The organism is Rathayibacter sp. AY1E8 (assembly GCF_002931415.1).
Taxonomy (GTDB): domain Bacteria; phylum Actinomycetota; class Actinomycetes; order Actinomycetales; family Microbacteriaceae; genus Rathayibacter.
Map to the genome: position 1 here is coordinate 18,351 of NZ_PSVI01000048.1, position 10,148 is coordinate 28,498.

Genomic DNA, 10,148 nt, shown 5'->3' on the forward strand with positions numbered 1-10,148 from the left:
ATTCCGGAGGCGCTGCGAGCCGCGGGCCGGGATCCGTGGAGGACGCACGGCCGTCCCTACGATGGAGGGATGCCCCGTCTGGCCGTCGTCTCGGCGCACACCTCCCCGCTCGAGCAGCCGTCGACGGGCGACGCGGGCGGGATGAACGTGTATCTCGCGGCGGTGCTCCCGGAGCTGGCGGCGCTCGGCTGGGAGATCGAGGTGCTGACCCGCGGCGAGGGCGTCCGGATGCTCGCGCCGGGTGTGCGGGTGGTCGGCGTGCCGGTGCCGGCGGGCGACAAGTACGCGCTGGCGGCCGCGGCGCCGGAGTTCGCGCGCGCCGCGGAGGGGGCCGACGTCGTGCACTCGCACTACTGGGTGTCGGGCCTCGCGGGGGCGCTCACCGGCAGGCCGCACGTGCACTCGATGCACTCGGGCTCGCTCGCGAAGAACGCCCGGCTCGCCCCGGGCGACGTCGCGGAGCCGCAGCAGCGGATCGACGCGGAGCGCTCCGTGCTCGCCTCCGCCGATGCGATCGTGGTGGCGGGCGCCTCGGAGCGGGAGGACGTCGTCAGCGGGTACGGCGCGGATCCGGACCGGGTCGTCGTGGTGCCGCCCGGAGTCGACGCGCGGTTCCGCCCGGGCGGCGGCGAGCGCTCCGGAGTCGTCCTGGTCGGCCGGGTGCAGCCGCTCAAGGGCCAGCTGCTGGCGGTCGAGGCGCTCGCGAGAATCGCGCCGGCGGAGCGGCCGGTGCTGCGGCTGGTGGGCGGGGCGGCACCGGGCCGGGAGTCGTACCTCGACGCGGTGCGCGCCGCGGCGGCTCCGCTGGGAGACCGCGTGCTGATCGAGGGGGCCGCCGACCGCGACCGGGTGGCGGAGCGGCTCCGGAGCGCGCAGCTGGCGCTCGTGCCCTCGGCGGCCGAGACCTTCGGGCTCATCGCGCTCGAGGCGGCCGGCAGCGGCACTCCGGTACTCGCGCGCAGGACGACCGGCCTGGTGGACGCGGTGCGCGACGGCGGGAGCGGCGTGCTGCTCGACTCCGACTCCCCTGCGGCGTGGGCCGAGGCGATCCTGACCCTGCTGGGCTCGCCCGGCGAGCTGGCGCGACTCGGCCGCGGCGGCGTCGACTGGGCGGCCGCCCACTCCTGGCCGGCCGCCGCCGCCCGACTGGACGCCGTCTACCGCGGCCTGTCGGCCCGCTGAGGGAACTCCGGACCGTCGGGGGACCCAGCGCCTTCGGAATGCCACGACGGGTCGGCATTCCCTCGATGCAGGGAGGGGGTCAGTCGGCGATGGCGGGGGCCCCGGGGTCGAGGCGGGCGCCGCGGGTGGAGCGGTACCAGGGCGCGAGGCGGTCGGGCGAGACGGCGACCATCGCGGCGCCCGTGAATCCGGCGTCGTTGCCGAAGCGGGCGGGGACGATCTCGGTGCCGATGTCGAGGAAGCGGGCGAACTCGTCGAAGACGTGCGCCGCCGCGCCGCCGATCACGAACAGCTGCGGCGAGAGCAGCATCTCGAGGTGCCGGTAGTAGACGCTGAGGCGACCCGCCCACTCCTCGAGGGTGATGCCCTCGCGGCGGACGGCGGAGAAGCCGACCTTCGGCTCGAAGTCGGGACCGTCGATGTGCAGGTGACCGAGCTCGGAGTTGGGGATCACCACGCCCTCGTGGACGAGCGCCGTCCCGATGCCGGTGCCGAGGGTGGTCAGCAGGAGGAGGCCCTCGCGTCCGCGCATGGCCCCGAACTCGCGCTCGGCGACTCCTGCCGCGTCCGCGTCGTTGACGACGACGACGTCGACCCCGGTCGCCTCCGAGAGGAGGGCCTGCGCGTCGAGCCCGACCCAGCGCTGCGAGACGTGGGTGGTCTGGCGGACGACGCCGCCGCGGACGATCCCGGGGAAGCCGACGCCCACGGGCGTGCCCGCGATCGGCGAGACGTCCCGGACGATGCCGGCGATCGCCTCGGCGAAGTCCTCGGGCTCCTTGCCCAGCGGGTTCGCGACCGCGAAGCGCCGAGCCGCCCGCTCGCCGGTGGTGACGTCGACGAGGGACGCCTTGATCGACGTCCCCCCGATGTCGACGCCGACGGCGAAGCGCGGGAGGAGGCCGTCGTGGGGCTGGGTCACGGATGCTCCGTCTGCAGTGGTGGGCGAGCGCGGGGACTCGGGAGAACGGTCGGCCCGTCGGATCCGGGATCGCGACGAGCCGAAGGCGATTCTACGAGCCGTCAGGTGCGCGCGGGCTCCGAGAGGGCGCGGAGGACGAAGTCGATCACCGGCTCGTAGAGATGGACGGCCAGCCCGTCGTCGATCGGGACGACCACCTCGATCGAGCCCTGCGCCTCGGCGACGAACACCGCCGGGTCGTTGCAGTCGGCGATCGCGATGACCGGCAGCCCCCGCCGGCCGGCCGCGCCCGCGAAGCCGTGGTCGGCGACGACCAGGTCGGGGCGGATGCCGAGCTCGTCGAGGCGGTCGAGCAGCGCGTCCATCGGCTCCGGCGAGTGCGTGTGCTGCAGCCCTCCCCCGCGGTAGACGCAGGTGACCCCGCCGGTGCACCACAGGGCCTGGTGCTCGTCCGCGAGAGGCACGCGGATCCCGTCGGGGGCGGCGAACGGGAGCGCATTCACGTCGATCACGCGAGCGCCCCGTTCCGTCGCGGCAGCAGCGAGGCGGCGGTAGACGTCCATCAGGGTCGCGGGGTGCGCGGTGGCGAACAGGAGGAGCGCCCCCTCGCGGACAGCGGCGGCGAACCGCTCGCGGTAGCGGGCGAGCCCCGCGACCGTCAGGCGGGCGTCGATCCGGTCCTGCCCGCTCTCGAAGGAGGGGTCGGTGCTGATCCCCACGCGCTCCCCCATCAGCGCGAGCAGTCTCTCGAACGTCCAGTCCTCCGCCACGTCCACCCCGTAGAGGTGCGCGGGCTCGCGGGCGGCGAGGCCGCGGAGGTTGCCGAGGTTGCTCGCGCGGCCGGTGAGGACGTCCCCGGCGAGGAGGGAGGAGTCGAGGTACGCCTCGAGCTCGGAGTCGGGAAGCGGCATGCGGGACCTCTCGATCGACGGGGAGCTCCCAGGCTACGGGCAGTTCAGGTGTTGACATCCGATCCGTCGCCGATATATCGTTACTGCATCGCCGACAGATCGGAAGCAGCCGTTCCCGACGGGCGACCGGATCCGATCGAAAGGGATCCCCTCACGACAGAGAGCAGCACACCCATGAACTCCAGGACCTTCTTCTCCGACGACCGCCGCGACTCCTGCGACGGCGACCACTCCTCCCGCCACGAGCACCCCGGCCGCGGACAGCGCCGCGGACCCGGCGGTCACGGCCGCGGCTTCGGGCCCGGCTTCGGCTTCGGCCCGGGCTTCGGCCCCGGCTTCGGCGGCCCCTTCGGCCGCGGCGGAGGACGCGCCCGACGCGGTGACGTCCGCGCGGCCCTCCTCTCCCTCCTCTCCGAGAAGTCCTCGAACGGCTACGGCCTGATCAAGGCCATCGCCGAGAAGACGAACGGATCGTGGCGTCCCAGCCCCGGCTCCGTCTACCCCACCCTCCAGCAGCTCGTCGACGAGGGCCTCATCACGGCCGTCGGCGAGGGCCGCGGCACCGAGTACCAGCTCACGGACGCGGGCGGCACCTACGTGCGCGAGCACGCCGACGAGCTCGACGCGGCCTGGGAGGCCACCCCCGGCGCGAGCGACGCCGATCGCGCCTTCATGGAGAACGTCGGCAAGCTGATGGGCGTCGTGCAGCAGTTCCGCGGAGCGACCGAGGCGCAGCGCGCCGCCGCCTCCGCCAAGCTCGACGAGACCCGTCGCGCGCTGTACCTCATCCTCGCCGACTGACCTCGGCTCCCCTCCCGCGATCCGTCGCGGGAGCCCCGGACGGACGGGACCCCCTCGCCTCGGCGACGGAGTCCCGTCCGTTCCGTCGTCTCCGGAGCCGGCGCCTCAGCGGGCGGCGGACAGGCGCGCCAGACCCTCGTCGAGGGTGACCGACGGGCTCCACTGCAGATCGGCGCGCGTGCGGCGCTGGTCGAACCAGTGCGCGGTCGAGAGCTGCTCGGCGAGGAAGCGGGTCATCGGCGGCTCATCGGCGCCGGGCCGCACGGCCCACACGCGCTCGACGAGTGATCCCGCGACGCGGGCGACGGAGGCGGGGACGGACCAGCGCGGCGGCTCGACGCCCGAGGCGCGGCAGATCCCGGCGAGCAGCTCGGCGACGGGGCGCGGCTCGCCGTTGGTGACGACGTAGGAGCGGCCGTGCACCTCCTCCGCCCGCCCGAGAGCAGCGACGATCGCCGAGGCGGCGTTGTCGATGTAGGTGGAGTCGATCAGCGCCTGGCCGTGCCCGAGGAGCGGCAGCCGGCCGGCGCGCGCCCGCTCGACGATGCGGGCGACGAGCTGGGTGTCGCCCGGACCCCAGACCAGGTGCGGGCGCACGGCGACCACCGCGAAGCCGGGGGCGTCGGCCGCCATCGCCAGCAGCTCGGCGCGGGCCTTGGTGCGCGCGTAGTCGCCGCGGGCCCGGTCCGGATCGGCGGGCTCGGCGTCGTCGCCGGTGATCGAGGAGCCGGAGTGGGCGACGGAGGGCGACGAGATCTGGACGAAGCGGCTCACGCCGGCGCGGGCGGCGGCGGCGAGCAGACGCCGGGTGCCGTCGACGTTCACGCGGTCGAAGTCGCCAGGATCGCCGGCGAGCGAGACCTTCGCGGCGAGGTGCACGACGCCCTCGGCCGCGTCGACGGCCTCCTCGACCGCGCGCGGATCGGTCAGGGAGCCCCGCGCCTCCTCGACGCCCGCGACCCCGGCGGGCCGGCGCTGGAAGGTGCGGACCTCGTGCCCCTGGGCGACGAGGCCCGCGGCCACCGCACCGCCGAGCAGGCCGCTCGCGCCGGTGACCAGGACCCTCACGGAGCCACCATCGGGCCGCCGGCGAGCACGCCCTCGGCCCAGCGCGAGAGCGCGGCCCGGTCGATCTTGGAGTTGTGGCGGATGTCGGTGGGCAGCGCCGGGACGACGAGCACCGCGGCGACGGGCCGGCCGACGGCCGCGCGCACCTCGGCGGCGAGGGCCTCCTCGGCCAGCACCACGCGGCGCGCGCCCGAGCGCAGCTCGACCACGGCGACCAGCTGCGCGACTCCGCGCGGGCCGGCTCCGACGATCGCCGCGCGGGCGACCGCGGCGACGCGCGCCTCGATCCGCTGCTCCGGTCCGACCGGCGTGACCACGCCGTCGGGCGTGACGACGACGTGCGGCATCCTGCCCTCGACCCAGAGGCGGCCGGCGGAGTCGATCCGCCCGACGTCCCCGGTGCGGTGCCAGCGCTCACCCGGGACGGCGCCGACGCGGGCGGCACGGTCGGTGAGCCAGAGGCGCTCGTAGTGGTCCTCGACGTGACCGGCCGAGACGACGATCTCGCCGGTCGTGCCGGTGATCTCCTCCGGCTCGTCCGCGGCGCGGCCGTCGGCGTCGAGCGGGGCGATCCGCAGCCGGACGCCCGCGGCGGGCACGCCCACGCAGACGCCTCCGCGCGGATCGTCATCGGAGGCGGCCTCGCGGATGCCCTCCAGCGACGCGTCGGTGAGCAGCAGCCCCTCGGTCATGCCGTAGGGAGTGCGGGCGGAGGCGTTCGGCATGAGCGCCTGCGCCTCGCCGAGCAGTCCCGCCGAGACGGGGGCGCCGGCCGAGAGGAAGGTGCGCACGCCGGCGAGGGCGCGGTGGTCGTCAGCGTCGAGCGCGCCGGCGGTGGCCACGACGTTGGCCAGTGCGGCCGGCGAGAGGAACAGCACGGTCGCGTCGACCCGGGCGGCGGCCGCGGCGACGGCGGCCGCGGTGAGCGTACGGGGCGCGGTGACGTCCATGTCCGGAGTCGCGGAGCGCGTGCCCAGCGCGGGGCCCAGCAGCGCGAACGGCGCGAAGCCCGCGACGAGCCCTGTGCCCGGTCCGATCCCGTACTGGCGGGCGAGCGCGTCGCGGACGCCGGCGAGCTGGCGGTGCGTGTAGACGACGCCCTTGGCGGGGCCGGTCGAGCCGGAGGTGAACAGGATCGCGGCCACGGCGTCGGCGGCGGGCGCCTCGCCCAGCGCCTCCGGGTCGGCGGCCAGCTCGGCGCGGCCGAGCTCGATCAGCTGCCCGAGCGAGGTGTCGACCCCGAGGGCCGAGGCGGAGGCGCGAGGCAGGGTCTGCGTCGAGACCCGGCCGCCGGGCCAGCGGAGGGCCCGCGCGACGGCGAGGCCGGGCAGGGCGCCGACCACCAGATCCGGCCAGGCGCCGCGGACCGCGCGGGTGAGACCGCGCAGGCCCAGGCCCGCGTCGGCGACGACCACGACGGCTCCGATGCGCAGGCACGCGTAGAGCAGCGCCGTCAGGTCGGCGCCGGGCGGCACGAGGAGCGAGACGCGGTCGCCCGGGGAGACGCCGGAGGCGCGGAGCCCGGCGGAGAGCTCGCGGACCCGCTGCGAGAGCAGGCGCCACGAGACCGAGCGGGGCCCGCCGCCTCCGGGAGGCGCCATCTCGACCAGGGCGAGCGAGTCGTCCTGCGCATTGCGGTCGAGGTGCGCCCAGAGCGGCTCGACCGGCGCGGTCGGGCGTCGGACGTCGGGGGCGGGGTCGCCGCCGAACGGCTCCTCGCCGTCGGAGAGGTCGCCCAGCCAGGTGAGGACGGCGGACGCGTAGTCGACGTCCTCGGCCACCAGGTGGCCCGCTCCCTCGTAGCGGTGGACCTGCGCGTGCGGGAGGCGGTCGACGAGGTCGTCGAGGTAGCGGTCGGAGAAGATCGGGTCCAGCGGGCCCCAGAGCATCAGGGCCGGCGTCGTCAGGGCGCTGACGCCCTCGGCGATGCGCTGCAGCTCCGGGTCGCTCGGGTGGGCGGAGTCGACCGGGATGTCGGCGACGAAGCCGCCCACTCCGCCGCGGCGCGACGCGGACCGGTAGGGCGCGCGGTATCCCTCCTTCACCGCGGAGGGCAGCGCCGGGTGCCCCAGCGCGAGGGTCGTCTCGAGGAAGGCCGGCGTGCCGACCGTCGAGGCGCCGAGCACACCCGAGGCGAGCGCGAGCCGGAGCGGGGCCGGGATCGGCTCGTCGGCGCTCTGGTGGATCGCGGTGTTCAGGAGCATCGTGGCGCGCAGCTGCTCCGGGTGGTCGACCGCCCAGCCCAGCGAGACGACTCCGCCCCAGTCGTGGCCGAGGGTGACCACGTCGTCGAGGCCGAGCACGTCGGTGAGGTTCGAGAGCTCGCGCACGCGGTCGGCGAGCGTGTGCAGGGTGCCGGTCCGCTGGGAGAAGCCCATCTCGAGCTGGTCGACAGCGACCACCCGCCAGGCGGGGCCTCCCCGGCGGGCCGACTCGAGCGTGGCGGCCGCGAGGCGGCGCCAGAGGTAGGACCAGGTGGGGTTGCCGTGCACGCAGAGGACGGTGCCGACGGGCTCCGTGCCGAGGGCCTCACCTGTGTCGAGCAGGTGCCAGCGGCGCGGCACGCCCTGGGCGTCCGGAGCGTCGACGAGGCGCGACCACGCGGGATCGAGCCCGTCGAGCCCGGCCGGGGGCAGCTGCGCCGCGGCCGTGGAGCCGAGCGCTCCGCGGATCCGCTCGGCCGGGTGGGGCGCGGTCACCAGGCGATCTCGAGCATCGCGGTGTTGATGCCCGAGCCCACTCCGATGAGCAGCACCCGGTTGCCCGGCTGCAGGGTCTCGGCCTCCTGGGCCAGGGTGATCGGGATCGACGCCGGGCCGACGTTGCCGAGGGTGGGGTAGGTCGTGGGGACGCGGCTGCGGTCGATGCCGACCGCCTTCACCAGGGCGTCGGTGTGCACGTCCGACACCTGGTGCGTGATGTAGCGGTCCATCCCGCTCCAGTTCCAGTCGCGGGTGGCCTCCTTCCACGCCGAGAGGACGAGCTCCATGCCGCCCTTGAGCAGCGCCTTCGCGTCCGTGAACATGCCGTCGACGCTGCCGACGCAGAGCTCGTTGAACTGCGTGGCCGCGCGGGTGATGCCGCCGAGGATGCGGTGGCCCTTGGGGTGCTCGTCGGCCGGGCCGAGGACGGCCGCGGCGGCGCCGGAGCCGAGGGTCAGGCTCGCGAACTCGCTCATGAAGTCCTTGCGCTTGACGCCCTCGCGACTCAGGCGCTCGATGGTGTTGACCTGGATCTCGTCGGCGTCCTCGCCGTCGATGATGAGCGCGTACCGGATCTGGCCGGAGTCGATCAGCTGCGCGGCGAGGGTCATGCCGTTGACGAAGCCGAGGCACGCGTTCGCGATGTCGAAGTTGATGGCCGACGAGGGCAGGCCGAGCCCGTGGTGCAGGCGCACGGCGACCGAGGGCTCGAGGTGCTTGCGGGTCACCGACGTGTTGATGATCAGGCCGATCTGGTCGGCGCGGACGCCGGCCTCGGCGAGAGCGCGCTTGCCCGCGTCGATCGCCGCTCCGTCGAAGCCCTGCTCGGAGCCCCAGTTGCGGCGCTCGTGCACTCCGGCGACGCGCTGGAGGAGCCCGGTGGGGAGCCGCAGGCGCTTGAGCGCCGGAGCGAGCCGCGCCTCGATCTCGGCCGAGGTGGTCACGCGCGGAGCCAGCGTGGTCGCGACGGACAGCAATGCGACGTTGCGGTGCGTGGTCGTTGCGTTTCCGTCCAACGGAACTCCCTGTCGAGTTGTCGATCCTGGCATGTGCCTCCGTGATTTTACGCTGTCGTTCAGGCTGCGCTTCCTGGACGCCCGCTGGGCGGTCGCGGAACGCGTCCTCGGCGGCCCGGCGGAGGCTCCTCCCCCGGAACGACGGGTGGGGAGCCGCCGAGGCCACACGCGACGCGCGGTGTCAACCCACCCGCCGGGGCGTCAGGTCCCCATCGCCCACGGCTCGCGATCGCCGCGGAGGCGGGCGGCGAGCGCCATCGCCTGCTCGTCGGTCAGGGTCGCGACGTAGTCCACCACACCGCGCCCCCGGCCGAGCCGCTGCAGCGCGGCCGGGTCGGAGGTCGGCCGGCCGCGCTCGTCCGACGGGAGCCAGTCGGGGTGGTCGGCGCGCAGGCGGAAGTAGCCGTCGGTCGCGAGCTCGATCAGGTCGAGCAGCTTCTGCGGAGCCCGCGAGCCGTCGCGCGGATCCTCCAGCCAGGCGTCGAGGTGGGTCACCAGCGTCTCGAGCACCTGCGACTGGCCGCGCTGGTAGGTGGCGAAGTCCGGCCGGTCGATCACGAAGCGGGTGTGCACGAACTTCAGCACGGCCACGTCGTGCCAGGCGTCCGGGAGGAGGGAGAGGTGGCCCGAGCGCACGTTCGGCTCGGCGAGCACCACCACGGAGCGCTGCAGGCGGCCGATCCAGGAGGAGACGAAGGCCTCGATCGCGCGCTCGGTGCGCGTCGATCCGTCGAAGGGGAGCGCGAGGAGCCCCTCGACCAGCTCGGTCGACACCCGCTCCACGGAGGCGCGGAAGTGCTCGTCGCTCGCGATCCACGGGTCGCGGGCCACGAGCCTCCGGCGGAGCATCTCGAGCGAGTGCCCGGGCGCGCGCGCCCACAGCTCCTCGGCGTCGAGGGCGGCGAGCGCGTTCTGCTCGCGGAGGAACGCGCGGAACTCCACGGCGACGGCCGCCTGCTGCAGCACTCCCGCGCGGTAGAAGTCGTCGAGGTCGTGCAGCGAGTAGGCGATGTCGTCGGCGACGTCCATGACCGAGCACTCGAGGGTCTGCTGCCAGGGGGCGATCGCGGCGAAGCCGGAGCGGGCGTCGAGCAGGTCGTCGAGGTCGAGGGTGTACGCCGAGAACTTCGGCGGCGCGGTCTCCCACCGGCTGGCGGTCGAGCCGCGGGGCAGCTCGGTCGGGTCGGCGGAGTCGATGCCGGGGCGGTGGACCGTCCGCCCCCACGGGTACTTGAGCACGGCGGCACGGGAGGCGGCGGTGAGGTTCAGCCCCACCTCCACCGTCTCGCAGACGTCGAGCTCGGAGAGGATCCGGAACGACTGCGCGTTGCCCTCGAAGCCCTCCGCGAGCCCCAGCCGCTCGCGCGCGAGGCGGTCGAGCGCCTGCTCGCCGAGGTGGCCGAACGGAGGGTGGCCGAGGTCGTGCGCGCTGGCCGCGGCCTGCACGACCACCGGGTCGCAGCCGCCGAGCCGCTCGACCAGCTCGCGCTGGGCGGGATCGGTGGTGGTCAGCTGCATCGCGATCGCGCGGGCGACCGCGGTGACC

At 75.0% G+C, this 10,148-nt stretch carries 8 protein-coding genes; 2 read left to right on the forward strand and 6 right to left on the reverse strand.

Going from position 1 to position 10,148, the window contains the following annotated elements; translation table 11 throughout:
* The first annotated feature begins 69 nt into the window (after window positions 1–69).
* Window positions 70–1,182 (forward strand): glycosyltransferase, encoded by a 1,113-nt coding sequence (locus tag C5C74_RS13235; protein ID WP_104262389.1) that lies wholly within the window; start codon window positions 70–72, stop codon window positions 1,180–1,182.
* A 79-nt stretch (window positions 1,183–1,261) separates the two neighbouring features.
* Here C5C74_RS13235 and C5C74_RS13240 read toward each other — a convergent pair whose 3' ends face one another.
* Complete coding sequence (locus C5C74_RS13240) at window positions 1,262–2,104, reverse strand: ROK family protein (RefSeq protein WP_258061252.1); 843 nt, start codon at window positions 2,102–2,104, stop codon at window positions 1,262–1,264.
* A gap of 101 nt (window positions 2,105–2,205) precedes the next feature.
* The gene (locus C5C74_RS13245; RefSeq protein ID WP_104351694.1) at window positions 2,206–3,015 is read right to left on the reverse strand and encodes a phosphatase; all 810 of its coding nucleotides are present in this window, start codon (window positions 3,013–3,015) and stop codon (window positions 2,206–2,208) included.
* 174 nt (window positions 3,016–3,189) lie between these two features.
* Here C5C74_RS13245 and C5C74_RS13250 point away from each other — a divergent pair, with 174 nt between their 5' ends.
* The gene (locus C5C74_RS13250; RefSeq protein WP_104224185.1) at window positions 3,190–3,816 is read left to right on the forward strand and encodes a PadR family transcriptional regulator; all 627 of its coding nucleotides are present in this window, start codon (window positions 3,190–3,192) and stop codon (window positions 3,814–3,816) included.
* A gap of 105 nt (window positions 3,817–3,921) precedes the next feature.
* Here C5C74_RS13250 and C5C74_RS13255 read toward each other — a convergent pair whose 3' ends face one another.
* The 4 genes from C5C74_RS13255 to dgt form a co-directional block, all read right to left on the reverse strand.
* Window positions 3,922–4,884, reverse strand: a complete 963-nt coding sequence (locus C5C74_RS13255) for an NAD(P)-dependent oxidoreductase (protein ID WP_104351695.1) — start codon at window positions 4,882–4,884, stop codon at window positions 3,922–3,924.
* Window positions 4,881–7,583: an alpha/beta fold hydrolase gene (locus C5C74_RS13260; protein WP_258064171.1), complete on the reverse strand. Its 2,703-nt coding sequence runs from the start codon at window positions 7,581–7,583 to the stop codon at window positions 4,881–4,883. Before C5C74_RS13260 ends, C5C74_RS13255 begins: the two co-directional genes overlap by 4 nt.
* Window positions 7,580–8,635, reverse strand: coding sequence for a 3-oxoacyl-ACP synthase III (locus tag C5C74_RS13265; RefSeq protein ID WP_104224183.1), 1,056 nt, complete (start codon window positions 8,633–8,635; stop codon window positions 7,580–7,582). The genes C5C74_RS13260 and C5C74_RS13265 overlap by 4 nt, the downstream gene beginning before the upstream one ends.
* A gap of 168 nt (window positions 8,636–8,803) precedes the next feature.
* Window positions 8,804–10,148: dGTP triphosphohydrolase (gene dgt / locus C5C74_RS13270; RefSeq protein WP_104346862.1), on the reverse strand; the 1,345-nt coding region annotated here is incomplete at its 5' end.